26 protein-coding genes are annotated in these 26,201 nt (G+C 38.1%); 5 read left to right on the top strand and 21 right to left on the bottom strand.

Features of this window, described 5'->3' with window-relative positions:
• Nucleotides 1-46: 46 nt before the first annotated feature.
• From BANA01_RS28890 to BANA01_RS00110, 3 genes are all read right to left on the bottom strand, one after another.
• On the bottom strand, nucleotides 47-535 hold the full coding sequence (locus BANA01_RS28890) for a CotD family spore coat protein (RefSeq protein ID WP_082799339.1): 489 nt from the start codon (nucleotides 533-535) through the stop codon (nucleotides 47-49).
• Between the two features lie 405 nt (nucleotides 536-940).
• Entirely contained in the window at nucleotides 941-2,224 is a 1,284-nt protein-coding gene (locus BANA01_RS00105; RefSeq protein WP_063251189.1) for a ribonuclease H-like domain-containing protein, read from the bottom strand.
• Nucleotides 2,225-2,241: 17 nt separating this feature from the next.
• A complete protein-coding gene (locus BANA01_RS00110) occupies nucleotides 2,242-4,518 on the bottom strand; it encodes a DEAD/DEAH box helicase (RefSeq protein ID WP_063251190.1) in 2,277 nt (758 codons plus the stop codon).
• A gap of 120 nt (nucleotides 4,519-4,638) precedes the next feature.
• Here BANA01_RS00110 and BANA01_RS00115 point away from each other — a divergent pair, with 120 nt between their 5' ends.
• Nucleotides 4,639-5,337: a Crp/Fnr family transcriptional regulator gene (locus BANA01_RS00115; RefSeq protein WP_063251191.1), complete on the top strand. Its 699-nt coding sequence runs from the start codon at nucleotides 4,639-4,641 to the stop codon at nucleotides 5,335-5,337.
• Nucleotides 5,338-5,374: 37 nt separating this feature from the next.
• Here the strand turns inward: BANA01_RS00115 and hcp are convergent, their stop codons facing one another.
• Entirely contained in the window at nucleotides 5,375-6,673 is a 1,299-nt protein-coding gene (hcp, locus tag BANA01_RS00120) for a hydroxylamine reductase (RefSeq protein WP_063251192.1), read from the bottom strand.
• Nucleotides 6,674-6,866: 193 nt separating this feature from the next.
• Between hcp and BANA01_RS00125 the strand changes: the two genes are divergently transcribed.
• Entirely contained in the window at nucleotides 6,867-7,346 is a 480-nt protein-coding gene (locus BANA01_RS00125) for an Hsp20/alpha crystallin family protein (protein ID WP_063251193.1), read from the top strand.
• Nucleotides 7,347-7,428: 82 nt separating this feature from the next.
• Here BANA01_RS00125 and BANA01_RS28895 read toward each other — a convergent pair whose 3' ends face one another.
• Nucleotides 7,429-7,980, bottom strand: a complete 552-nt coding sequence (locus tag BANA01_RS28895; RefSeq protein ID WP_169803629.1) for a YppG family protein — start codon at nucleotides 7,978-7,980, stop codon at nucleotides 7,429-7,431.
• 185 nt (nucleotides 7,981-8,165) lie between these two features.
• On the opposite strand from BANA01_RS28895, the gene yppF reads away from it, so the two are divergent.
• Nucleotides 8,166-8,375 (top strand): YppF family protein, encoded by a 210-nt coding sequence (gene yppF, locus BANA01_RS00135; protein WP_063251194.1) that lies wholly within the window; start codon nucleotides 8,166-8,168, stop codon nucleotides 8,373-8,375.
• Between the two features lie 55 nt (nucleotides 8,376-8,430).
• Here the strand turns inward: yppF and BANA01_RS00140 are convergent, their stop codons facing one another.
• From BANA01_RS00140 to BANA01_RS00150, 3 genes are all read right to left on the bottom strand, one after another.
• Complete coding sequence (locus BANA01_RS00140) at nucleotides 8,431-8,787, bottom strand: DUF1798 family protein (protein WP_063251195.1); 357 nt, start codon at nucleotides 8,785-8,787, stop codon at nucleotides 8,431-8,433.
• 66 nt (nucleotides 8,788-8,853) lie between these two features.
• Nucleotides 8,854-9,150: a hypothetical protein gene (locus tag BANA01_RS00145; RefSeq protein ID WP_063251196.1), complete on the bottom strand. Its 297-nt coding sequence runs from the start codon at nucleotides 9,148-9,150 to the stop codon at nucleotides 8,854-8,856.
• Nucleotides 9,151-9,481: 331 nt separating this feature from the next.
• The gene (locus BANA01_RS00150; protein ID WP_063251197.1) at nucleotides 9,482-10,456 is read right to left on the bottom strand and encodes a DUF2515 family protein; all 975 of its coding nucleotides are present in this window, start codon (nucleotides 10,454-10,456) and stop codon (nucleotides 9,482-9,484) included.
• Between the two features lie 182 nt (nucleotides 10,457-10,638).
• Here BANA01_RS00150 and recU point away from each other — a divergent pair, with 182 nt between their 5' ends.
• Nucleotides 10,639-11,250 carry a Holliday junction resolvase RecU gene (recU, locus tag BANA01_RS00155; RefSeq protein WP_063251198.1) on the top strand — a complete coding sequence of 204 codons (612 nt, stop codon included), beginning with the start codon at nucleotides 10,639-10,641 and terminating at the stop codon, nucleotides 11,248-11,250.
• A 43-nt stretch (nucleotides 11,251-11,293) separates the two neighbouring features.
• Nucleotides 11,294-13,918 (top strand): penicillin-binding protein 1A, encoded by a 2,625-nt coding sequence (locus BANA01_RS00160; RefSeq protein ID WP_063251199.1) that lies wholly within the window; start codon nucleotides 11,294-11,296, stop codon nucleotides 13,916-13,918.
• A gap of 22 nt (nucleotides 13,919-13,940) precedes the next feature.
• Here BANA01_RS00160 and BANA01_RS00165 read toward each other — a convergent pair whose 3' ends face one another.
• From BANA01_RS00165 to BANA01_RS00220, 13 genes are all read right to left on the bottom strand, one after another.
• On the bottom strand, nucleotides 13,941-14,345 hold the full coding sequence (locus tag BANA01_RS00165; protein ID WP_063251200.1) for a YpoC family protein: 405 nt from the start codon (nucleotides 14,343-14,345) through the stop codon (nucleotides 13,941-13,943).
• Nucleotides 14,338-15,000, bottom strand: coding sequence for an endonuclease III (gene nth, locus BANA01_RS00170; RefSeq protein WP_063251201.1), 663 nt, complete (start codon nucleotides 14,998-15,000; stop codon nucleotides 14,338-14,340). Before nth ends, BANA01_RS00165 begins: the two co-directional genes overlap by 8 nt.
• A gap of 77 nt (nucleotides 15,001-15,077) precedes the next feature.
• The gene (locus BANA01_RS00175; protein WP_063251202.1) at nucleotides 15,078-15,782 is read right to left on the bottom strand and encodes a DnaD domain-containing protein; all 705 of its coding nucleotides are present in this window, start codon (nucleotides 15,780-15,782) and stop codon (nucleotides 15,078-15,080) included.
• A 126-nt stretch (nucleotides 15,783-15,908) separates the two neighbouring features.
• Complete coding sequence (locus tag BANA01_RS00180) at nucleotides 15,909-17,102, bottom strand: pyridoxal phosphate-dependent aminotransferase (protein WP_063251203.1); 1,194 nt, start codon at nucleotides 17,100-17,102, stop codon at nucleotides 15,909-15,911.
• A gap of 26 nt (nucleotides 17,103-17,128) precedes the next feature.
• On the bottom strand, nucleotides 17,129-17,602 hold the full coding sequence (locus BANA01_RS00185) for a cell wall elongation regulator TseB-like domain-containing protein (RefSeq protein WP_063251204.1): 474 nt from the start codon (nucleotides 17,600-17,602) through the stop codon (nucleotides 17,129-17,131).
• A gap of 49 nt (nucleotides 17,603-17,651) precedes the next feature.
• A complete protein-coding gene (locus BANA01_RS28900) occupies nucleotides 17,652-17,822 on the bottom strand; it encodes a YpmA family protein (RefSeq protein ID WP_082799341.1) in 171 nt (56 codons plus the stop codon).
• A gap of 34 nt (nucleotides 17,823-17,856) precedes the next feature.
• Nucleotides 17,857-18,711: a ComEC/Rec2 family competence protein gene (locus BANA01_RS00190; RefSeq protein ID WP_063251205.1), complete on the bottom strand. Its 855-nt coding sequence runs from the start codon at nucleotides 18,709-18,711 to the stop codon at nucleotides 17,857-17,859.
• A gap of 47 nt (nucleotides 18,712-18,758) precedes the next feature.
• A complete protein-coding gene (dinG, locus tag BANA01_RS00195; RefSeq protein WP_063251206.1) occupies nucleotides 18,759-21,566 on the bottom strand; it encodes an ATP-dependent DNA helicase DinG in 2,808 nt (935 codons plus the stop codon).
• A gap of 126 nt (nucleotides 21,567-21,692) precedes the next feature.
• A complete protein-coding gene (gene panD, locus BANA01_RS00200) occupies nucleotides 21,693-22,076 on the bottom strand; it encodes an aspartate 1-decarboxylase (protein ID WP_063251207.1) in 384 nt (127 codons plus the stop codon).
• Nucleotides 22,076-22,945, bottom strand: coding sequence for a pantoate--beta-alanine ligase (gene panC / locus BANA01_RS00205; RefSeq protein ID WP_063251208.1), 870 nt, complete (start codon nucleotides 22,943-22,945; stop codon nucleotides 22,076-22,078). Before panC ends, panD begins: the two co-directional genes overlap by 1 nt.
• Nucleotides 22,942-23,778, bottom strand: coding sequence for a 3-methyl-2-oxobutanoate hydroxymethyltransferase (gene panB, locus BANA01_RS00210; RefSeq protein ID WP_063251209.1), 837 nt, complete (start codon nucleotides 23,776-23,778; stop codon nucleotides 22,942-22,944). Before panB ends, panC begins: the two co-directional genes overlap by 4 nt.
• Nucleotides 23,779-24,037: 259 nt before the next feature.
• A complete protein-coding gene (locus BANA01_RS00215; RefSeq protein WP_174524386.1) occupies nucleotides 24,038-25,015 on the bottom strand; it encodes a biotin--[acetyl-CoA-carboxylase] ligase in 978 nt (325 codons plus the stop codon).
• Nucleotides 25,000-26,199: a CCA tRNA nucleotidyltransferase gene (locus tag BANA01_RS00220; protein ID WP_063251211.1), complete on the bottom strand. Its 1,200-nt coding sequence runs from the start codon at nucleotides 26,197-26,199 to the stop codon at nucleotides 25,000-25,002. Before BANA01_RS00220 ends, BANA01_RS00215 begins: the two co-directional genes overlap by 16 nt.
• Between the last annotated feature and the right edge of the window lie 2 nt (nucleotides 26,200-26,201).

A 26,201-nucleotide genomic window follows, 5' to 3' on the forward strand; every position in this document is an offset into this window, starting at 1 on the left:
AAAAAAATAAAAAAAACAAGGGCAAAATTGCCCTTGTTAGTAATTGTTATCCCCATAAACGCTTAGGTCGAGGTAATTGACCTGGCGCCATACCCGGTCCCATTCCTGGTGCCATACCTGGCCCCATCATGCCTGGTCCCATACCTGGCCCCATCATGCCTGGTCCCATGCCCGGTCCCATCATGCCTGGTCCCATGCCCGGTCCCATCATGCCTGGTCCCATGTTTGGTGGCATATTTGGTAATGCATTGCTCTGAGCTCCGGCAACAGCCGTTGGTGCAGCCATAGGTGCCGCTATAGGTGCCGGCATAGGTGTCGGACCACCTGGACAGCAACAGTCAATGTGCTGATTACTGCACACCTCACAGCAAGAAGCTGTTGTTGGACAATAGTGTTTATGCTGGAACATATGATGATTAATCGTTGTAATATGTTTCGGATGAATATGTGGTACCACCGTTGTTGAGAAAGTATGGTTAACGAATTGCTGAGTCGGATGAATGACTGGCGGCGCAAAATTAGTTCCAAGATACAATATAAGCTCTCCCTTCAATTAATATATTCTGTTTACATTAACAGCCTATGATAGGAGAGTATTTCTTGTACTAAGGAAAATACCTATTTTTTCAATTATCAAATTAAAATTAACTTCACTTAGACAACTGTCTAGTTTAAGCGCTCAGTGATACATGTCTATATCTGAAGGATGGCGCTTTGACTTTTTATAGCATCGAATATAAGTTATCTTTTAAGCTTGAAAAAAGTACAGCAGTCAAACAAACGACAACAAAAAATAAATACAAAATTGCTTTATACATAGTATCTACTCCATTATTGTTTTATAGTCGTTTTTTACTCACAGTTTAATATTTTACATGTTTCAACTATAAGAAACAATATGGGAAAACGATTATTTTCGTTGCTAAATGTGAAATTTTTGTTACAAATAATCGAGAGTTGAAGAATGTTGCGCCTGCCTAGGAAATTTAGCGAATTTCCCCTCTAGCCGGGTCAGTCTTGTTTCGATCTGTTGCTGAACTTTTTGCATGGGACTATTGGTATTTTCCACTATTACCGAAGCCTTTAGGCAATAATCCAATGCAAGCTTATAATCTTTTATCTTATGCTCATATATTTTAGAAGCCTCGATGCATGCGTCAACACTTAACTTCGGGTTTTCAACGTCCGCCACTTCTTTAAATAATGATAAACTAATTTCCCAGTTTTGTTCTTTTTTAGATTGATAGGCTAATGCAAGCTTTGCTTGTAAAGATGTAAAGTCACTGCCCTCCACAAGCTTCGTCAATACCTTAGCTGCTTCGGCCTTTTCCCCCAGAGCAGCATACCAGCGTCCGACTTCAAATGATTCTTTCCGTGTTTGGTTGTTGTCTATTCCACAAAGTTGATAGGTTATATGGGTATATAATGTGACAAGTGATAATATATCGATTTCATTATGCTTGATGATTCCAAGCATTCCATCAGGCTGTTTACTTTCAACGAAATCAAAATAAATCATCGGAGCTAAATACCCAGGTATATCATCTTGCCGTTCTACCCCTAAGACTTCTTTTTCAACCACAGCTAGTTTAAGTCGCTCCAATTTATGTTTCCATAGTCTTTTTGCTGCATGAAATAAATCAAAATGACCAAATGCAGGAAGCTTAGGTACATGATCCCTAACAAGGGTGTGCCTGGTTTTTACTTGTGGCCAATCAAAGGATTTTCCATTATAAGTGACTAATGTTTTATAGTTGACGTTTTCCAGAAAGCTTTGATATAAAGGGACTTCCGCACCTGGGTGTGGAAGTATATGCTGCCTTAAAACAAGATTTTCACCGACTACGCTTGCATATCCAAGTAAAAATATCGTATTCCCTGTTCCACCGCCAAGTCCGGTTGTTTCTGTATCAAAAAAGAATAATTCCTCTGCAGAATGTCCTTCTGCTGATAATGGATGGCTAATAGGCTGCTTATTCCAAATATCAACAGCTGTAAGAAAATCATGAAAATGATAATGACCATGCTTTTGTGACAATGGATATTTCACTTCACGAATCAGGCAGTAATCCTGATCCAAATAATAAGGGGTCACATTTTCACTTTCCCATTTTGAAAGGAAAGGTATCTCTATCCTTGCAGTCTTAGGAGGAGTATTGTTTATTGGTGAGGCTCCTCCTGAAATATGCGGCTTTAAACGATTTAATTTATTTTTCAATGACATTTCAGCACTTCCTCATTTTAATTGGAAGGATTTATAAAAGCTTCAATTATTGATAAAGTATCACTTTTTGCCGTCTCACCGACTGTGTCGGTTCCAATACACGACGGACATCCTGTTTGACATTTACAGTTATCAATCATCCTTTTCGTTTCAGCAAATACCACTGGCATTCCCGAATGAATTTTCTCACTTAAACCGATGCCTCCAGGATAACGGTCATAGAAGAAAATCGTCGGTTTCTCATTATGATCCGCTTTAACCTGCGGAATCACATGAATATCTTGTGGGTCTGCCATGACAAATAGTGGTGCAATATGATTTAAGGCGTGTGCTGTGCCAACAAGTCCCTGTTCTAATCGCTCTTGCCCCATTTCTGCGAACGACTTATTTAACGAAATCCATGCGGCACTCGTGTGCAGCTCTTCTTCGGGGAGATGAATTGGGCCAGAACCAATATTTTCATGGGTCTCGAATTTAATTTTCTTAAAGATAGTCGCCATTGCGCGGACGCTCACATCCCCATAACCAACCTCTGCATACTCCAACTTTTTAAGCTTGTCCTCTTCTAACACCTTTAGTTGTACAGCTAAATTAGCATCTGTGAAATAGTCAACATCCACTTCCCGAACAAATGCCTTTTTTTCTTCCCAATCGAGCTTTTCTACCTGAAATTGTGTTCCTTGGTGCAGATAGATGGCTTCATCATGCAGCAGCGTCATGGCTGAAAAGCGATCCATTTCTCCGATTACTTTTACATTTGCCACATCTGATTGGTCTACAATGATAACATTTTCCTGAGAAGCGGAGCGTAAACTAATATTATGTGCAGGGAACGAATCATTCATCCAATACCATTTATCGCCGTTCTGGTATAGAATCCGTTCCTCTGTTAGATATTCAAGCAAATCCTCCGTTCCAACGTTTCCAAACTGCTCATCAGCCTTAAAAGGCAGCTCGAAAGCCGCACATTTCATATGGTCAATTAGAATGATTAAGTTATCAGGATTAATTCTTGCTGTCTCTGGGCTTTTATTAAAAAAGTATTCCGGGTTCTGAATAATGTATTGATCCAGTGGGCTAGAACTCGCAACCATAATAACAAGGGCTTCGCTATGTCTTCTTCCTGCTCTCCCCGCCTGCTGCCAAGCGCTGGAAATGGTTCCAGGATACCCAGTCATAATACATACCTGCAGCTGGCCAATATCTACTCCCAATTCTAGTGCATTTGTACTAACTACTCCATAAATATCCCCGGAACGAAGACCTTTTTCAATTTTTCTTCTTTCGGTTGGTAAATATCCTCCACGATACCCCATGATTGATTTAGGTCCTAATTGATTTTTTACCAACTCTTGCAGATAAGTTAAAATAATTTCGACTCGGACTCTGCTTCTAGCAAAGACGATGGTTTGAATTTTATTTTTCAACAATTCACCTGCAATTTTCCGAACCTCAAGTGTTGCACTTCTTCTAATATTTAAGGGTTTATTTACAATTGGTGGATTATAAAAGAGAAAGTGCTTATTTCCACTAGGGGCACCATTATTATCAATCAGGACCATGTTTTCTTCCGTTAGGTTTTCAGCAAGCTCAAGCGGATTTGCAATCGTGGCAGATGTACATATAAAAACTGGATTGCTGCCATAGTAACGACAAATTCGTTTTAGTCGGCGAATAACATTGGCCACATGACTTCCAAAAACGCCTCGATACGTATGAAGCTCATCAATCACGACAAATTTGAGATTTTCAAAGAGTGAAACCCATTTCGTATGATGAGGCAGGATGGCTGAATGAAGCATATCCGGATTGGTTATGACAACATGACCAGCTTTACGGACTTTTTGGCGAATGTTGGCTGGTGTATCACCGTCATATGTGTAACTATTAATATCAATTCCTGCAGCCTGGATAATTTCATTTATCTCACTTTTCTGATCCTGCGCAAGTGCTTTTGTGGGAAACATATAAAGGGCCCTTGCATTAGGGTTGGATAAAATACTTTGTAAAACGGGCAGGTTATAGCACAGTGTTTTTCCAGATGCAGTAGGCGTAACGGCTACAATACTATTACCAGTCATAATCTTTTCATAAGCAGATTTTTGGTGTGTGTACAGCCTTTCTATCCCTTTACTAGTTAGTGAATCTCTTAATGCGGAATGAAGGTTATCCGGAAGGGACACGGTTTGAGCTTCTTTGGCCTCAAGTGTCTTCCAGGTAACAATATTTTCCTTAAAACTTTCATTTATTTTTAAATCTGCAAGAATGTCTTGCAGGTTTTTTTTCAATTTCATAGAATCACCTCGTTATTACCATTATAGCGAATAAACGTTCGCAGAAAAAGCTTGTTAATTATTATATAGTTGTCTGCTACAATAGTATAAGGTATTTTATTTCGTCTGTGGAGGTGGAGCATGAGAATTGAAGATATTAAGAAGGTGCTTTCTGAGTTCATGCTTTTTAAGGAATTAGATGACTACGAATTAACGAAGATTGCCAACATTTCCATTGCAAGAGAATGGAAAAAGCAAAGTCATGTTTTTCTTCAAGGTGACCCGTTAGAGAATGTTTATTTCATTTATGATGGGAAAATAAAAGTATACAAAAGTGATATTCACGGAAAAGAACAAATTGTCGCCATGATGAAAAAGGGTGAGATGTTTCCTCACGTCGGCTTCTTTAGAAAAGGCAGTTACCCTGCATACGCTGAAGTTCTTGAACCATCAACGCTGATTGCAGTCCCTATTTCAAAATTTGAAGGAGTTCTCATTGAGTATCCTGAACTAAGTATTAAAGTATTTAAAGTTCTCGGCGAAAAAATCGTGGATTTACAAAACAGGCTGGAGGAACAAATACTTAACAATACATATGAGCAAATCATAAAGCTCCTTATTCGTCTTGGGCAAAAGCATGGAAAGGAATTAGCGGATGGAACGATTCTTCTAAAATCTGAGTTTACCAACCGTGATTTGGCCAACATGATTGGAACTACTCGTGAAACGATCAGTAGAACGCTGACAAAAATGAAAAAGGACGACCTAATCGAAGTAGATGATCGCGGTAATATGATTATAGATATTGATGTATTGCTTTCAGAAATTAATTTAATTTAAAAAACCGCAGCGTTTGATTGCTGCGGTTTTCTCTTGATTAAGCTTTTGATAACTGAAGCATGTCTGCCATGTCTTCTTGAGCAGTACCAATTAATTTTAAGTTAAATGTTTCCTTTAGAACCTGCAGGACACCTTCTGAAATGAATTCAGGCGGCTTTGGTCCAATACGAATATCCTGTATTCCTAAGCTAAATAACCCTAAAAGAATGGCTACTGCTTTTTGCTCAAACCAGGATAAAACAATACTAACAGGAAGTTCATTGATTTCGCACCCAAATGCATCAGCTAGTGCCATCGCAATCTTAACAGTAGATCCTGAGTTGTTACACTGCCCTAAATCAATATAACGTGGAATATTTGTTCCGGGAACAACACCATAATCAACATCGTTAAAGCGGAACTTACCACATGATGTTGTCAAAATAACGGTTTCCTGCGGTAGAGAGGTTGCTAATTCGCGATAATACTCTCCACCTTTACCAGGCGCATCACATCCAGCAATGACAAAGAAGCGTTTTATTTTCCCAGCTTTTACAGCCTCAATTACTTCTGGTGCTAAGCCCAGAACCGTTTCATGATGGAAACCTGTAAGCAACGTTTCATCTGAATGTATATCCGCTTCAGGAAGCTCAAGTGCTCGCTCAATTAACGGTGAAAAATCTTCATTGATAATTTTTTGTACATTTTCAAGACCTGCTACTTCATAACTAAACATTCTATCTGCATATGTACCTTTAATTGGCATAACACAGTTGGTGGTTGCCAAAATCGCACCAGGGAATTTTTCAAATAGACGTCGTTGGTCATACCACGCTTTTCCAATATTACCTTTTAAATGAGGATATTTCTTTAATGCCGGGTACCCATGTGCGGGCAGCATTTCAGAATGTGTATAAATATTAATGCCTTTTCCTTCAGTCTGCTTTAGTAGTTCCTCGAGTGCAAACAAGTTATGACCCGAAACCACAATGGATTTTCCTTCAATTTTGTTTTGGCTGACAGTGATCGGCTCGGGAATGCCAAGACGATTTGTGTGTGCTTCATCGAGCATTTCCATCACACGTACTGTTGCCTGCCCCACCTTCATTGCCATGTCGATATGTTCCTGAACATTAAAATTAGAATTTGTTAATGTCATATAAAGAGCTTCTTGTGTAGTTGTATCAACAAATGAATCGGTATAGCCAAGTTGATTAGCATGCGTCCGGTAGGCTGCAATTCCTTTTAATCCGTAGATAATGGTATCCTGCAAGCTTGAAATCGTTTCATCTTTCCCACAAACACCTACAACTGTACAGCCTCCAACAGGAGTTTGTTCACATTGATTACAGAACATTCTGTTCCCTCGCTTTCTCGTAAATTACTTTCTCAGGATACAAAGACTAGAAATTTTTTAATGTGACATTTATCACTAATAATTGATTTGTAATAAAAGGTTCAAAAAGTTATCACAATCTTATGACGCTGCACAAACAATCGCCTAACGCATATGATATGGTGAGAAAATATGGAAAGTGAGGGAAAGTTTGATGTCATCCATGCCTCCAAGTGACCAAAATAACAATAAGAAGGTTAAACCTGAGCAATTTCGTGAATTTTTCAGAACGATGAATGACTTTTTCCATGAAAAACCAGTAAAAGGATTTCTACAATCGATTGATGAATTTTTTAATAGTCCGTTTCCAACTGGCGCTTTTCCTGTAGAGGTTCAGGAAGCAGAGGACGAATATATTATTATAGCGGAGCTGCCGGGGGTTAAAAAGGAGCAAATAAGACTTAATATCTTACCTAATCATGTAAGTATTTCTGTCGAGAATAATGAAATGGAAACGAAGGAAGATATAAACAATCACTTTTTCCAAAAAAGGGTTTCACAACAGAGACTTACCCGGTCCATTCCCTTACCTATTAACATTAACGAAAAAATGGTAAGGGCTTCCTATCGAGATGGATTACTGACAATTCGAATTCCACAAGTACGAGGAAAAACAATAAATATAGACGACTAAAGAATTGAAATAAAAAGTTAAAACACAAATTTTTCGACAAATCCCCAAAAAGAAAGACGGCTTTTGCCGTCTTTCTACCGTTTTAGGCTTTAAAAATTCCTCCAAGTCCTTTCACTAAAGAGGATACTTGGGTCACTGCATTTACTACCTGCCCGGCTGTATTCACCATCTTATTTACATCGACTGACCCGTCTTGTGATTTAAAAGAATTCATTATAGATTGAATTCCCCCAGGCTGCTTTATCATTGCATTTGGTTTTGGATACGGGTTCATTACACTATATCCGTTCATTTGCGGCATATACTGATTTAGCGGCATTTCCTCCTGCGGCTGCAAAGGGTTTTGAAATAGAAATTGTGCATTTTTATGAGGATTATGGCCGGTTAGATTGGACATTTGCGCAGGTTTGACACCAGGCTGATAGGTAGGATCATATGGTTGATAGCTCTGTTGATAGTAAGGATTTGGTTGTTGATATGGATACCATTCCATGCTTTGTACTGCCTGGTAAGGATATGGCTGATTACGAGGAACGGGTTCAAAAATGGATGGATAATAACCTGGGCTTTTGTACTGCATTTGCCCCGAGTATCCATGATTTATATAATAGTTCGATTGATTTCTACCGTACATGGGCAAACATCTCCTCCGCATTTTCATTACTACACACTATGTATCAATTAAGTTAAGGGTGCATATTTTCAACTTGATTTCAATGTCAAAATGGAGAGAAATTTGTCTAAAGTTTAAATATTTTAAAAACTAGGAATCCTTTTTTTTCATGTTACTATAAAAAAAAGATGAAGGAGGAGTTACATATGGACATTCGCTCACTAAAAAGCAAATTTATTCAAAGTCGAGATTACAGTACTGATGATCTAAACGCATTAATGGATTTTGCTAAGAAGGCTTATATTCACAACGAGATTAACATCAAAGAATATCGCCTGCTTGTACGTGATCTTGAAGCTCAGGGCGCCGTAATTCCTGACGATTATAAGGAAGACTCCCTCATCGAAAATTCATAAAATAGTAAAATACAGCTAGACAAGCCCTAAAAGAGATGCGATCTGCGCATCTCTTTTATTTTTCTAATTCTTTCAAAATCTCTAACAGAAAAAATTCGACCGTCCGATTTGCATTTAAAAATCTTGAACGGCTTGTTTTCGGGAAAAAAGCCTGTATTGATAATTGATCAATATGATCTAAGGTCGTATCGATTTGTTTCAGATGGAGATGCTTCTGCGGATTTTTTACTAACCAGTTTTTCAACAATGTGGCCCATTCTTGGGAAACCTTCTTAACTTCGTTAGCAAAAGGCTTAATCACTTCATGAAAATCATGGCTGGTCCCATTCTCCCGGGCTTCTTGGTAATATTTCATAAATAAATGGTTATAGTTTAACAGCTTTTTGGTTAAGACCAGAATTTCTGCTCGCATGGGACATTATTCCTTTCTAACATACAAAATAAAAAGCAGCTTTTAATAAAGCTACTCAATCTGATTTTATTCATATTCTATCGGTAACCAGAAGCCCATTTCAAGTTTTAGTGCTTTTGCGACTGAATTGTTCTGTTCTGAATTTGTTTCATTGGATGTTGGATTTATTTTATCTAGTTTTTCTTCAAGATTAGAGAGTCTCTGTACAGGTGCGGTTAATTTATTTAACTCCTCATTATTCATTTGAATGCGAAGGTCTGAGAAAGATGCTTCCAGCACAATCTCCAATTCTTCTAATTGATCATGTATCTCTGTCAACATAGAAAGCAGCTTTTCCTTTTCCGGCAATGACGAATTCATCAAATTAAGAACCTCCTCGCGATTATATACTAGGTACTATTCGCTTTCTTTTTAAGGCTTCCTTCCCCCTTGACAAAACTAGAAGAGATTCGGCAAAGAAAGTGCCATTGTGGCATTTATTACCTTCTCATTCGACACTAGCACATTTCGCATGAAAAATAGAAAATCGAACAAGCTAAAATTGGAGGTGTTGAAAATGTCCAAAAAGAAACAAAACAAAAAATCTGGTGCAGCACAAGTAGAAAATAAAGTTGGCTATGGTGATAAAAAGCTTGAAGGACCAAATCGTCCGGCTGAATAAGGAGCATAAAAGCAAGGCTTCTCGCCTTGCTTTTTATATTTTCTTTATATGCGATGCCTTATGTAAGGCTAACATTAAATCCAACTGATTTGATTTGTCGAAGTACCAATCTGTTAAGTGAATAGGATGACGGTGTATTGCTGGGAAATGCAGCCACGCAGGGGATATTACCTTTCTTTCACTCCAATCTTCATATTCATAGTGATTGTGCTCAATGATTGGAAAGGTGGCTCTTAATATTGGTGTTTTACGGTTGGTTTTAGTCTTAAAATATTGTTCATAATCATTTCGCGACCCCGTATGCGGTGTTTTATCAGCAAACTCGAAAAAAAATGGAAATAGACGCGGATGGGTCAAAATTCTTGCCAGCCTTTTACCAAGATTAATTCTCTTCGAGAGTGACCTAAAGCCATTTACACTGGCACCATATAATTCCCCCCCACAGGTTGGAAATAGGACGCAGCTAAAATGAAGCCAATCTTGAATATTAAAAATCCAGGACTGGAAGACCCTCTTTTTATATATTGGATGTTGGATTACAGGTGTATCAATAACATTTTGCTCATTAATGATTAATGCGGTGGTAAGCCGTTCCCGATTTCCTTCTTTCCAATATCTCTCCCACTCTTTTTGGATAAATTCAGAACATTTAAAGTATGGAAGCAGATGAAACATTGGACGCTTAAATTTCGTCGAATATTGATAGACCAGTAACTGCGGGTAGACGTCATGAAAAATCAACCAATTGGCTCTCTCAAAAGTAAGAAATAATTCTTTTCTTGTATTAGGCTCTAAAATTTCTCGAAAGACATGTCCCTCCAGATCGCACATGTTCCAGCCGCCATTCCTTGATACCATACTGGCAAGGAAGGACCATACAATATCTGAGTTATTTTTAAAATAAGTGAAATAAGCGTCTGTTCTTGAAATATTATCAAGATTCTTTTTATTCGTTTCTGCTTTTATTTGACTGATAGTCTCAATCTCATGTATTGTAAGATGATTCATATTCACCTTCTACTTTCAAATAGGTAGTTTTTGAGAATGAATGATTTATGAAAAAAGAATCATGCTTTTTCTCGGCAGTCAAGGTACAGTATTTTTATTAGCGTGTGTATACCAAATAATTTTATACACCCCATAACACCGGAGATTTGTTATGATAAGTAATAGCTTGAGAGGTGCTTATCATGAACTTTAATTATCCAAACGGAAAAAGGTACATTCCAAAAGTGACCGAAACAGAAACCAAAGTGAAGAAACAAAGTACTCACTCCTATAGTAATAGAGGAATGACCCTTGAAGATGATTTGAATGAAACGAATGAATATTATCGAGAAAGAAATATCGCTGTCATCCATAAGAAACCTACACCTGTCCAAATTGTTCAAGTAGACTATCCTAAAAGAAGTGCTGCTGTTATTAAAGAAGCTTATTTCAAACAAGCTTCGACCACTGATTATAACGGGGTATATAAAGGTAAATACATTGATTTTGAAGCGAAGGAAACGGCAAATCAAACCTCGTTTCCATTAAAAAATTTTCATCAGCACCAAATTGATCATATGCAGGAAGTTGTTTCTCATGGTGGTATCTGTTTCGTTATTCTCCGTTTTTCAAAGCAGGAACAAGTGTTTTTACTGCAAGCCCAACACTTGCTGTCCTTTTGGGATAGAATGAAAAATGGGGGGAGAAAATCTATTACAAAAGAGGAAATCGAGCAAATGGGAATATTCATTCCACTTGGATTTCACCCAAGAATTGACTATATTAAAATCATAGATAGCCTTTTTCATTTTTAGATTTAGTGAAAAAGCTTGAAGTATGAAAGGAAGGAAATTTATCATGGCAGAATCGAGAGAGGAGCGCCGTAAAAAACTACAGCAGCCCAAAGGAAAACAAAAAGCAAAGAAAAAATCTAGCGGCATGGTTAAAAAGATTTTTCTAGTCCTTGTTGCCCTTGGCATAATTGGTATTTTGGCTGGCGTTGGAACTTTTGCTTATTTAGTAAAGGATACTCCTAAACTTGATCCGAAATTATTAAAAGACCCCATCTCTTCTAAGGTTTTAGATAAAGATGGCGAGTTGATTACAGAAGTTGGTTCGGTCAACCGCGAATATGTAAACTACAAAGATATTCCAAAACTTGTTGAAGATGCGGTTTTAGCAGTAGAAGATGTACGATTTTATAAACACCATGGTTTAGACCCCATCCGCTTGGCTGGTGCTGTTGTAGCCAATTTCCGCGAAGGATTTGGTTCTGAAGGAGCAAGTACGATTACACAGCAAGTTATAAAAAACTCATTTTTGACTCCTGAAAAAACCATCAAGCGAAAGGTTCAGGAAGTTTGGATGGCCTATCAGCTTGAACAAAAATATACAAAGCATCAAATCTTTGAAATGTATGTTAACAAAGTCTTTGTATCTGAAAACAGTCATGGCCTTGCAACAGCTGCAAAAATTTATTATGGGAAACCATTAAATGAACTCACGCTTCCAGAAGCTGCGCAGCTCGCTGGAATGCCGCAAAGTCCAAATAATTACAACCCATTCGATCATCCAGATTTAGCAGAAAAAAGACGTAACATTGTATTAATGTTAATGGAGCAGCATGGCTTTATTACCAAAGAACAAATGGAAGAAGCACAAAGTGTTCCAGTGACAGCTACATTGGTTAAAGACGAGGAAAGAGTTAGAGACGAAAAACCGTATGATTCATTTGTTGATGCAGTAATCGACGAAGTGGAAGATCAAGGAGACTTTGATATATTTTCCGATGGTTTAATCATTCATACAACACTTGATAAAAACGCACAATTACATGTCAATACCATTCTTAATACGGATGAGGTCATACAATATCCAGATGCTGAGTTTCAAGCTGGGATTGCGCTCATTGACACCAAAACAGGGGAAATCCGTGCAATTGGCGGCGGACGAAACCAAGAGGTGAGCCGTGGCTTTAACTACGCAATCGATACGCAGCGCCAGCCGGGTTCAACTATTAAACCAGTACTTGATTATGCCCCAGCTATTGAATACCTTAATTGGGGTACATACCAAACGATTGATGATAAACCAATAAAGTATTCCACTGGTCAAGAGTTTGGTAACTGGGATGACAAATATATGGGACCAATTTCTATGCGCACTGCCTTACAATATTCTAGAAATACGCCTGCAGTTCAAGCACTTCAGCAGGTTGGTTTAGAAAAAGCTAAAGATTTTGCTGTCAACTTAGGTATTCCGTTAAAGGAAATTTATGAATCCTATGCCATCGGCGGGTTTGGCGGAAAAACGGTCGGTGTTTCACCTCTTCAAATGGCCGGAGCTTATAGTGCTTTTGGAAATAATGGAATGTACACGAAACCTTATGCCGTCAAAAAAATAGAGCTCAGAGATGGTACAGTCCTTGACACTGCACCTGAATCGAAACTTGTTATGAAGGATTCGACTGCTTTCATGATTACAGATATGTTAAAGAGCGTTCTAGTTTCTCCAGGTACAGGGACAACAGCAAGAGTTCCAGGGCTTCCGATTGCAGGGAAAACAGGTACCACCAATTATACAGAAGCTGATATGAAAAAATGGAATATCACAAGCAGTAAGGTTGTTCCTGACGCATGGTTCGCCGGATACACAACCAACTACACCGCAGCTGTTTGGACGGGTTACTCCAGTATTAAAACACCTATTCAACCAGGTGCAGATCAAAGGATTGCCCAATTAATCTTTAAGAATCTCATGGAATATGTATCAAAAGATATCAAGACAACTGACTTCCCTGTTCCAGACAGCGTACAAAAGGTAAGAATTGAAAAAGGGTCAAAACCACCTGCATTAGCAAGTGAATTCACTCCGGATAGTGAGGTAATTACTGAGTACGCTGTGAAAGGTCATGCACCAAAAACAGTCTCAGAGAAATACAACAAGATTGCAGCACCTAGCAATCCAAAAGCAATCTATGATGCAGGAAAAAACAATGTGACCCTGACATGGGATTACAACAATCCAAACAATGCTAATGTCCAATTCGAAATCACAGTAACTGATGGTGTTGCACCAAAAACATCAACTATAACAGAAAGAGTCGTTACACTTCAAAACCCAACACCAGGTACAACATATAGCATTACAATTACAGCCATAATAGACGGCAAGAGAAGTGATCCTGCTGCAACCTCAGTTGTGATTCCTTTACCTCAACAGAATGAAGATGGTGAAGGTAATGGCAACAACGGCAACGGCAATGGTAATGGAGAAGGTAATGGTAATGGTAATGGAGAAGGTAATGGTGGTAATGAACCAGGAACTACTGATTCTGGAACTGGAACTGGAACTGGAACTGGAACCGGAACCGGAACCGGAACTGGAACCGGAACTGGAACCGGAACTGGAACCGGAACTGGAACTGGAACTGGAACCGGAACAGGTAATGGCAATCCAACGGGTAATCGAAGTGGAGGATAATACTCCGATAGCAGAAAAGCGTCTAGCCCTTTTGGTCTAGACGCTTTTTTACGATATTTTTCTTAGCAAACAGTTTTTCTTGCTCCGTGAATAACTCAGAAAGTTGGCGGTAAGAATGAAATAAGTTGGGCCGCGAAAGTATATAAGTTAATCTTTCTTCGAGATTAACCGGTTTTATTTCTAATAGCTTAAATGGAATAGGTTCTTTTGAATGAACTTGTCTATCATTTGACCAATTAAGAAATTGAAGGAAATAACCGATCCCTTTCTTCATCAATTGAAGTGTGGATTTTTGATCGCGATTACGATAAAGCTTTTCAAGTTCAGCTCTTACCTCACCCCAATTCACTAATAAGAGGGAAATATTCTCTTCCGAAACTTCTAAATCTAGCTCCTCTAGATAAGGGATGATTAGTTTTTTATCCATTCACTACTTCCCTCGCCTTCATTCTCTTTTTACCTTCCCTGCACAGCTCTAATAACGGACAAACAGGGCATTGTGGGTTTTGAGCTTTACAATGATATCGGCCAAAGAAAATTAATCTATGATGAGTAACAGACCATTCACCCTTAGGGACTTTCTTCATTAACGTTTTTTCCACTTCTAAAACGGAATCCTTCCAGCGGCATATTCCTAGGCGTTTACTTACTCTTTCAACATGCGTATCCACGGCAATGGCTGGTATATTAAATGCCACTGATACCACAACATTCGCTGTTTTCCTTCCAACACCAGGAAGTTTCGTTAATTCATCACGATCACGCGGTACTTCTCCATTGTATTCATCCAAAAGTAATCGGCACAAACTTTGGATATTCTTTGCTTTGTTTCTATAGAGTCCTATAGAGCGAATATCATTTTGCAATTCTTCTAGAGACACACTTAAATAATCCTCTGGAGTTTTGTATTTTTCAAATAATTCTTTTGTAACTTTGTTCACGAGTACATCCGTACATTGTGCAGACAATGCCACTGCTATCACAAGCTCAAATGGATTTGAATGTATAAGTTCGCAATGTGCATCAGGAAACATTTCGTCCATTTTATCTAGACAAAAACGTATCTGTGTATTGTTTAACAAAGAGAGTCACCTGCCATGAGTAATAATTTTATAAAAATGGAAACAAACGAGAGGAATTTTCCTCTCGTTCAATATGTTTATTGCTCGAGCCAATTGTAAAAAGGCACAGAATGAGTTGAAGACGCTTGAGTATCTTGAGCAGTTCTATTAGGTGTTTGCTTTTGGCGAAACTTTCTTCCGTGATTTTTAGCCTGTTCAATAGTCTTAATGCCATTCTTTTTCCATTCAAAAAGAATCCTGTCAATATACCGGAAGTTTAACTTTCCTGACATGACTGACTCTCGCAAGGCTGCCTTGATAATAATGGGATCATGGTGGTCATCATCCATCCACATGGCCAATGATTCACATTCAAACGGGGATAGAGGCCGTCCAAATTCCTTCTCAAAACACGTATAAAGATCACTTTCGTCTGCCTTTTTAGTAACTTCCTGTGACTGTTTATTTTTCATTAAAAATTGTTCTACAAGTCTCTCCCATAATGGTTGAACGGAGTATTTCTCAAACCTAATTCCTTCTGATGAATATTCATCTATGATTTCAATAAACCCTTTTTGGATTAATCTTCGCAGAATATCGTTACATTCCGAAACGGTAATCGTCATTCGTGAGGAAAGCTCTTCTGGGGTTGGGAAGTCATTTCCCTTTTCTATAAAGGTAATGATATTTAATAAAAGAACAAGTTCATATTCATTAAGATTCATATTGCGGTACTCAGAAAATAATACAGCAGGAACCGTTATATTACCTTCCTGAAGCCATGATAATATTTTTGTTTTCATCTTTACGACACCTCTTGATTAGTATAACATGAACAACCTGCCTGAGTAAGAGGATGGACTTATCCAGATTTTATCTAAAAAGTAAAAAGCCTGCAGGTGCAGACTTTTTTGGGTCATCCAATATTTTTAATCTTGACGTTTCGATTCAACGAAATCTTTCATTCTTGCTACAGCTTTTTCTAGTAAATCTAGAGAAGTTGCATAGGATAGTCGGATATTATCTGGAGTACCGAACCCAGAGCCTGGAATAACCGCTACCTTTGCCTCTACTAATAGCGCTTCTACAAAAGCATCAACATCAGAATATCCTGTTATGTTAGCTGCTTCCTTTACATTTGGATATAAGTAAAAAGCTCCTTGTGGCTTTACACAGGTGAAACCAGGTATCGAAACTAATTGATTATATATTACTTCTAACCGTTGTTCGAATGCCTGCCGCATTTCTTCTACGGGCTCTTGTGGACCATTATAAGCAGCGATAGAGGCATACTGTGCAGTTGTCGTCGGATTAGATGTACTGTGACTCGCAAGATTTGTCATTGCTTCAATAATCTCCTTATTCCCTGCTGCATAGCCGATACGCCAGCCTGTCATAGAGTGTGATTTTGAAACTCCATTAATAACAATGGTCTGCTCCTTTAATTCCGGTGATAGCTGCGCAATTGATACATGCTTATGTTCACCATATATAAGCTTTTCATAAATCTCATCCGAGACGATTAATATGTTTTTTTCAAGACATAATTTACCTAATTCCCGCAGTTCCTCTGCTGTATAAATTACACCAGTAGGGTTACTAGGCGAGTTGATAATAACTGCTCTCGTTCTTTCGGAAATGACCGAATTTAATTGTTCAGGCGTAATTTTAAACTGCTGTGATTCTAATCCATCTACATATACAGGAACGCCGCCTGCTAATTTAACTTGCTCAGGGTAGCTTACCCAATAAGGTGTAGGGATAATAACCTCATCACCTTCATTTAAGAGTACCTGAAAGAGCGTATACAACACATGTTTCGCACCATTTCCTACAATAATTTCATTTAATTTATAGGAAAGACCTTGGTCTCTATCAAATTTTTCGATAATCGCTTTCTTTAAAGCAGGTAATCCTGCGGAAGGAGTATACTTCGTATGCCCTTCATTCATGGAACGAACTGCCGCGTCTAAAATATGCTGTGGAGTGTTATAGTCTGGCTCACCAGCTCCTAAACCAATCACATCCACTCCTTGTTCCTTTAGTTCTTTCGCCTTCGCTGTAATTGCTAATGTTGTTGACGGTGTAAGCGCCAGTACTCTGCTTGCTAATTTTACTGCCATTTCCTTCTCCTCCTGCTCCAATAAAGCTATAAATTTTCAATTTTTTTTAACCATTCACCTGTTTTAAAGTGAACATAATAATAATTTATTAAATTATTTTCAGAACGGTAATATATTTCCCATAATGGGATATTATTTTCCATTCCTAATTTAACGGAGATAATCTTTTTTGGACTCTTCTCATCCAAAAGTCTTTGTACTGCATCTTCTTTTGAGATTCCGTTTTTCCGTTTATCCCAAATGACTTTCTTGCTCTTCTCAGGAATCCATACGATGATATCTTCACCCTTTTTATTTTTTCCCTCTAGAACACTTACCGTTTCTGTTCCGTGATAGATATGGAAATCATCTACTTCACTAATCTCGACTTTTTCCTTTGCCAAGGAAACGGCTTTTTCTTCTGCTGCATTTAACGGCTCATGGGCACTTGCATAGACTTTAATAAATACCCCTACACAAACTGCAATAAATAAAACTATACCTAAGATTATTTTTTTCATTGTACTCCACTTCTTCCAGCCTCGAGGCGGTAGCCTTCGCTTTACATCTTTATGTACGATAAATCGTAAAAATGGCTTTACTTTGATCTTCTTTGTCGAGTGCCAAGCCGAACATTAGGTCCTGCTGTTTTAAGGTTCGATTAAGGGCATCAACAATTTTGTATAAGTCCGGACTATGCGAAAGCTTTACAGTCGAGAGGACTTCTATTTTTGACTCCATAGTATTCCTCCTTTATCTCTCTAAAGCAATAATATCAGCTATAGTCTCCCTTTTCTACAGGAAAGGTAAATACTTCGTAGTTATTTTCGGTAAATTTTATCGTTATCGTACCATGCTTTTTGGTAAAAAAGACTTCTGACCATGCATCCTGCAAATTATAGATAATATCAGGGTCAGGTTGGTGCTGCTCTGACTCAAACAAAATCGCTATTTGCGGATTAACATATTGAATTAATCTCTCAGATAACGAATCTTCCTTAGCCCAGTTAGGTACTTTAAAAATCGTAACGTCATCTAATGGTTTATGTAATAAATTTTCTTCAACTTGGTCACTAGAGGAAGTCATAAAAAAAATGCAATGCTTAAAAAACTTCAGGGTAAAATCGATTCCTTCATTTTCACCTTTTCCTGTAAATAGTACCTCTGCAGATAAATCAGGGAACAATTCTTGGGTTATACTCTCGTGCCATGGAATCACTTCCACTTCGGAAAAGAGCGAAGTCATATTTTTTATTTCGTTTGTTATCTCAGGTGTTGAAATCAATTTCTTTACTTTATATTTTGGTATCATTTGAGTAAGTTGGTCAACAAATAAATTCTGACGGCTGGTAATAATTAAAGTTGAAACTTCTTTTACACGGTATGTTTTGAGTAATTCACTTAGGTTTTCGCTTGTTGCTTCTCCACCTGTATTAACCAAGATATTTTCTCCATTTGAGCCTTGAATAAGAGTGGCTTCACCATCACCTAATCCTAAAAACGTAACAGCAATCTCATGGTCCTTTAAATTTAAATCGATGCTTTCCACATTACTATATTCAAAAGTAGAGGCACTGCCAATCGAAGTTAACTGAAAGAAGATTGCTGCCACAATTAATAACATTTTCATACACATACCTCCCATATCATTAGGATGTGTAAATTTTCCAAATTTCATTATAACCATTTGTAAATTATTTGAACTAACTCGTCGATATCTCCCTTTTTCATCGGTACATCAGGAATTGATTTAAGAAAAGCCTTACCGTATTTTGTAGTAGTAATCCTTTTATCAAAAACCATCATAATCCCCCGATCTTTTTCCGTTCGGATCAAACGTCCAAAGCCCTGCTTAAATCGGAGAATTGCTTCTGGCAATGAATACTCCGTAAAAGCATTTCCACCCTGCTGTTTGATGACTTGACATTTAGCTTCTGTCAGTGGTTCGTCAGGAGGACTAAATGGCAATCTGACAATCACAAGACAGGATAAATCCTCTCCTGGAATATCTACCCCTTCCCAGAAGCTGCTTGTCCCTAGCAGAATGGCTTTATCATACCTTTGGAAATTTCTTGTGAGTCTGGTTCGGCTGCCGCTCGTAATTCCTTGTGCAATCATAGCAAAGTCATTGAGGAATCCACTTTCTTTAATAAGCTCATAAGTTTTCTTTAACATGTCGTGAGCGGTAAAGAGAATCAACATTCTTCCATTAGTTGCCTCAGCAATTGTGATAATGTGTTCGGTTATGGCAATGACATAATCTTCTAGACTCACTGCATTTACCTCTGGTAAATCCTCAGGAATTAAAAGCTGAACCTGATTTTTATAATCAAAAGGAGATGGGATAACCTTGGTTAAAGTATCCTCTTTGACTAGCCCAATTTCTTTTAGAACGTAATCGAATGAATGATTGACAGTCAGGGTTGCTGAAGTTAAGACAACTCCCTTTTTACTATTAAAAAACCTCTCCTTCAGCGAAGCCGATACAAAAGCTGGCTGGGCATAGAAGGTGGTTACATTCTGTTGAGAACGGAAATCTATTTCTATCCACTTAACATCATTTGATTTTTTAATAAAGCAATCTTGAACTGTCAATCTCAGCTCTTCTAGTTCATTTCTAAAGGATATGATTTCCTCTAATTTTCCTTTTTGTTTACTTTTTAGTGATTCCTTATATTTTTTTACCAGTCCTAGACGCTGTGTTATCGCTGTTTCCAGGTCTTTCAATAAGAATGCAAACCGCTCGGCACTATGGACTAAGGCATTTTTCTCCTTGCCTCCATTGTTATGTGAAAAACGCACCTTCGCTCGATTTAAGCCTCTTCTTTCTCCAGAATTTGATTTTGCATACAGGGCAGTCAGTTTAAAAAACTCGTCCATTTCATAAGAAAGATCGGCTGCCAGTTGATTTACTTTCCCAAGAGGTACCTCATCCCTAGCAATTTTTAGAGAATCAAGTATCATTTCTAGCTCATAAAACAGCAGGCGCTGCTCAAATTGACCAAATTGGCTTACAAGCAAACGAGTAGTTAAGTAGTCTAATGAGCGGCCAAAATATTGACTTGCTACCTTCTCAAAATGATGTCCTTCGTCAATGACAGCATAATCAAATTCTGGCAATAGGGATGTTTCAGCTGATAGATTACTTAATAGCAGTGAATGATTAGTGATGATGATGTCTGCATTCTGCGCTTCGCTTTTGGCACGTAAATAGAAATCTTTTTCCTGCCAAAGTTTATTCATTGGGAAGATTGTTTGATCATTTTTAATTTTATTCCAAAAAATATTGCCTCCGCTTGAGAGGTTTAGCTCATCTCGATCTCCCGTATCCGTTTCCGTCAGCCAGACAAGTATTTGCATTTTGGTTAACGTGGTATCGTAATTGTCATTTTCCTCCAACAAAGAAAGAGCGAATTTCTCTAAGCTAATGTAATGATTTCTCCCTTTTAACAAAACACACTTTATTTCAAAAGGAAGGATCTTTGTTAATAAAGGAATTTCTTTATGAATAATTTGTTCTTGTAGTTGAATGGTATGTGTACTCACTACAATTGGCTGCTTATTTTGTTTTGCAAAATAAGCAACTGGAAGCAGGTATCCAAGAGATTTTCCAACACCAGTTCCTGCTTCAATGAGAGTATGCTTCCTAGATTCAAAAGCATGGTAAACCCCATCCATCATTTGAAATTGTCCTATTCTCTTTTCAAAGTTGGTAAAAGCACGTTTAACCATATCCACTTTTTCGTCTTCGCCGGTTGGAAACTGGTACTTCTCCTCATATTGCCTCCGAGTGGAAGTTGTACTGCTCTGTGTTTTTTTCAAGGCAAGTGAATTGTTACATATTTTAATCGATTCGTACCAGCTGACGCTTGTTAGGTCTAATTCTAAAATAATTTCTTCTATCAGTTGTTGTAAATCACTTTTTAAGCCCCCTGCAAGCTGCGAAAGCTGTCGGAGCGTGATTTCCGGTAATTGAAATAAATGATTTACAAGTATAAGAAATAGCTCAGCCGTGACTTGAGCATCACTATCAGCCTGGTGAGGGCGATCATGTTGCAGATCCTCTCTAACTGCTAAGTCTGATAACTTATAGCCATCGGCAGTAGGAAATATAATTCTTGCCATTTCAACGGTATCTAAAACTGATCCATAAAAGCCATCAAATCCAGCTTGAATTAACTCTTCCTGCAAAAAAGACAAGTCAAATAAAACATTATGCGCAACGAAATAAGCACCTTCTAATAACGAGTTAACCTTCGGGGCTATTTCTTCAAATAATGGAGCATCTTTTACCATCTTATCCTCTAAGCCGGTTAATTCCTCAATAAAAGCTGGGATTGACCTCTGGGGATTGATTAGAGATGAGAAGCTTTCCGTGATTTTCCCATCTTCAATGACCACAGCGGCAAATTGGATTATCTTATCCCCTTTTTTAGGGTTATTTCCTGTAGTTTCCAAGTCGACTACAACAAATTTATTTTTCATTCTATCTAACACCTCAAACCTTCATTAAAACGGTATCACAAAAAAGCAAAAAGAAAAAGAAAACCTTACGTTATAGTATATAAAATTATCATAAAAAAAGAAAAAATCCCCAGACTGGGGATTTTATTACATAATCGTTAATGCTGGTTCAGCATAAATTAGTTCTTTTATTCGGTTATGTTCATCCATAATCGCTACTTTAGGCTTATGGCTTGGAACTTTTTCTTCAGCTACCAGGCAATATGAGATAATAATAACAATATCACCTTTTTGTACAAGCCTTGCAGCAGCCCCATTTAAACAAATAACACCGCTTCCTCTTTCACCTGGGATGATATACGTTTCAAGTCTTGCCCCATTATTGTTATTAACAATTTGCACCTTTTCATTTGCGACCATACCAACCGCATCAAGTAAATCTTGATCTATTGTAATACTGCCAACATAATTTAGATTAGCTTCCGTCACCGTAGCACGGTGGATTTTTCCATTCATCATATGCCGAAACATTATTTTACTCCTCCAAATTCATGGCTGACCTCTAGGATGATGTTATCTATTAATCTAACCTTTGAAAATTTAACGGCTATCGCTAAAATACAGGTTCCCTCTAGATAATCTAGTGCTTTTAACTGAGGATAAGAATAAATCTCTACATAATCAATTTCTCCATTAGATTCTGAACCTATCAAGTTTGAGATTACATCCTTAATAGCTCGAGGGTTCCGTTCCCCTCCCTCTATGGTCTCCTTAGCGGTGGTTAGGCTTTTGAAAAGAACTACAGCTTGACGCCTCTCATCAGGCAATAAATTAACATTTCGAGAGCTTTTCGCAAGACCATCTTCTTCACGGACAATATCTACAGGAATTAATTCAATCGGAAAATTAAAATCCGTGATCAACCCCTCTACAACAGCAACTTGCTGCGCATCCTTCTTGCCAAAATAAGCCCTTGTTGGCAGCACAATATTAAATAGCTTCGTTAAAACAGTTGCTACACCATTAAAATGGCCCGGTCTAGACTTCCCGCATAAAACATCGGTACGTTCCTGTACAATTACGCTAACAGAAGAAGAATGCGGATACATTTCTTTTGCTGAAGGATAAAAAAGGTAGTCTACCCCTTCACACTCAGCTAATGATTGATCTCTCTCAAAATCTCTAGGGTAAGTTGAATAATCTTCTGTCGGACCAAATTGCAGCGGATTTACAAAAATACTTAAAACAACAATCTCATTATCTTCTCTCGCTCTTTTTAATAGAGTTAAATGACCCTCATGTAAAAATCCCATAGTTGGCACAAATCCGATTGATTTAGATTGGGATTTCAGTTTTAAAATTTCTGTTTGCATATCTTGTATCGTGGTAATAACTCTCATTTTAACCCTCCGTAAAGTCCACTAAGCTCTCTTTCTTTCATCGTAAAGGAGTGTTTATCTTCAGGAAACTGTTCCGACTTTACTTCTTTCACATAGGATTGAATGGATTCAAGAATAAACGGATTAAGGGAGTAATATTGCTTTACAAACTTAGGCACCCTCTCTACACCATAACCTAAAATATCGTGATAGACGAGTACCTGTCCGTCTACCTCTCCCCCTGCTCCGATACCAATTATTGGAATGGTTACATTCTTTGCAACTTCCTCTGCAAGCTGCTTAGGTACACATTCTAGCACAATAGCGAATGCCCCGGCTTCCTCACATTTTTTTGCGTCTTGCAGTAATTTCATTGCACCTTTCGCGTCTTTTCCTTGAACTTTATAACCGCCTAATACGCCCACGGATTGCGGAGTTAATCCAAGATGACCACAAACCGGAATTCCAGCATTAGTAAGCGCTGAAATCTGTTCTATTACATCATCTGCTCCTTCTAGCTTGACAGCGTGGGCCCCCGACTCTTGAATTAATCTGCCGGCGTTCTGTAACGTATCCCTTACTGATAAATGATAGGTTAAGAACGGCATATCAACGACAATAAACGTATCTTTAGCTCCTCGTTTAACCGCTTTTGTGTGATGAATCATGTCTTCCAGCGTCACCGGCACTGTGGAATCATATCCAAGTACCACCATACCAAGAGAGTCTCCAACTAAAATTAAATCCACTCCTGCTTGCTCTGCCTGCTTAGCAGATGGGTAATCATAAGCAGTGAGCATGACGATTTTTTCCTTGTTTTCTTTCATTTTCAAGAAATCTGTACTTTGCTTCATCAACATTCCCTCCTTTTTAGTAGGAAGAGGGGTTAAAAAAGAGCAAATAAAAAGATCCAACTGAAGGCAGAGGATCTTGGTACTCTTTTACATGTTTTATCCCTCTGTCCCGGTCCGTTATACGGATCTAGGCAGAAACCTTTTTTAATTGTAAAAAGCAGTTTCAGGTGCAGCTCGAAAGCGATACCGCCCATTATTTGAATTATAAGAAAAAATTCAGAAAACCGCAAGAAATTCTTTTCATCAATAACCGCTATCTTTATAACTCAATATCCGCTGAGTAAATATGGTGTGTTTTTCCATGTTCATCAACCAATATTAAAACTCCATCATCTGTAATTCCTTGTGCGGTACCGATTATGGAATTAGAGAGTGTGCGGGCAGTAATTTTCCTGCCAATACTAATGGCATACCCTTCCCAAAGAAGCTTGATAGGAAAGAAACCTTCTTCAAGATAAAGGAGATACAATTTTTCGAGATTCAGAAAAATCGCCTTGATTAAGTCCGAACGGGATACTTTTTCCCCTTTTTCAAGAGAAAGTGATGTGGCAATCTCTTTCAACTCACTAGGAAAGTCTTCTTTTGTTTGGTTAACATTCATGCCGATTCCAATGATGATTGAATTGATACGATCCGCTTCTGCTTCAAGTTCCGTTAATATTCCCGTTACCTTTTTCCCTCTAATGAGGATGTCATTAGGCCATTTAATTTCCGGCAGCAGACCTGTAAGATCCTCGATCGCCTGAACAATCGCCACCGCTGTTAATAGCGTTAATTGTGGCGCCTTTGGCAGCGGAATGTTTGGTCTTAGGATAATACTCATCCAAATGCCTGTATACTTAGGTGAGTGCCATTTTCGATCCATTCTCCCACGACCAGCTACCTGCTCTTCTGCAATAATAACTGTTCCTTCTGGTGCATTTTCAAAAGCTAACCGCTGTGCAATTTTTTGAGTTGATTCCACGGTTTCTTCATAGTGAACGTTCTTACCCATAAAATTTGTTTTTAGTCCAAGCCGAAGTTCATCTGCTGTGATTTTTTCGGGTGTTTTCACAATCCGATATCCCTTACGCCGTACAGCTTCCAATTCAAATCCTTCTTTACGGAGTTCCTCAATATGCTTCCAGACAGCTGTCCGGGAGCAGCCAATCAATTCTGCAATCCGTTGCCCCGATAGGTAGGCTTCCCCGGCATTTGTGAAGGCATCAAGCAAATCTTTCCTTAGTTGTGATTGCACTCCATCAGCCACTCCTTTATGATTTTTTTATTATTTGCTATTTTACCTGCTATAATAGCATGCTCAACCCTTAACAATACTTCTTTCACCCATGGTCCGCCGGTTTTGTTAAACCAATTCATTAGGTCATTTCCTGTGACATCCATCTCTGACCGATCTTTAATCGGAAGTTTTTCAAACAATTGTAAATAATGCTGAATGGTATTTTGATTCTCAATCCCTTTTATGACAAGGTATAGAATTTCAGACGAAACAAAAACTTCTTTACCAGCAGTATATAAATCATACAAGGACCAGCTAGTTTCGATTCTCTGATACAGGTACTGAAGTATAAGCTGAATCTCCCTGATTTCCTTCAAAGGGATTCGCCAGCCCCTGAGAAAATGCTCGATGTCCTTCTTCTCGATATTCAGACAGTAAACAAGCAATGCCCACATTTCACGTTTGTTTAATTTTTCAAGCTTGTACCCAACCATTAATTTAATGCCGTCTTCTCCACCCGATAAACCTGGTAGGTGGGAATAAATATTCGTTTGAAGAATTAGTTCTAATGCTTGCTTTCGATCATCACCACAAAGTAATTTTTCAAACTCAGCTTGTTTTCGTTCAACCGCAATATTTTCAAGTAAATGTACCAAGTCAATCAATGCATTTAACGTTTCCTTTTCAATTTTGAATGATAACTGACTAACAAAACGCACTGCACGCATCATTCTTAAAGCATCCTCTTGAAATCGATCAACTGCTTTTCCAACTGTTTGTATGACTTGGTTCAAAATCGAAATTTTCCCATTAAAAGGATCAATAAGATTTCCATTCTTATCCATAGCAATCGCATTCATCGTGAAGTCTCTACGCTGCAAATCTTCCCTCAGATTTCTAATAAATGAAACTTCTTTCGGTCTGCGAAAATCTTCATATTCTGCTTCACTACGAAACGTAGTTATTTCATATGACTGATTTTCAAAAAGGACTAAAACAGTTCCATGTTCAATTCCTACATCAACAGTTTTTGGGAATATTTGCTTTACTTCACTAGGGGTTGCTGAGGTTGCAATATCCACATCGTTTATTTCCTTATTTAAAAGGAAGTCTCTGACAGAACCTCCGACAAAATAAGCTTCAAACCCGGCAGATTCCAGCTTTTCTATAACTGGTACTGCCGCTAAAAATGGCTCTCTCATTC

Origin of the sequence: Neobacillus niacini NBRC 15566, from assembly GCF_001591505.1 — a bacterium.
GTDB lineage: Bacteria > Bacillota > Bacilli > Bacillales > Cytobacillaceae > Neobacillus > Neobacillus niacini.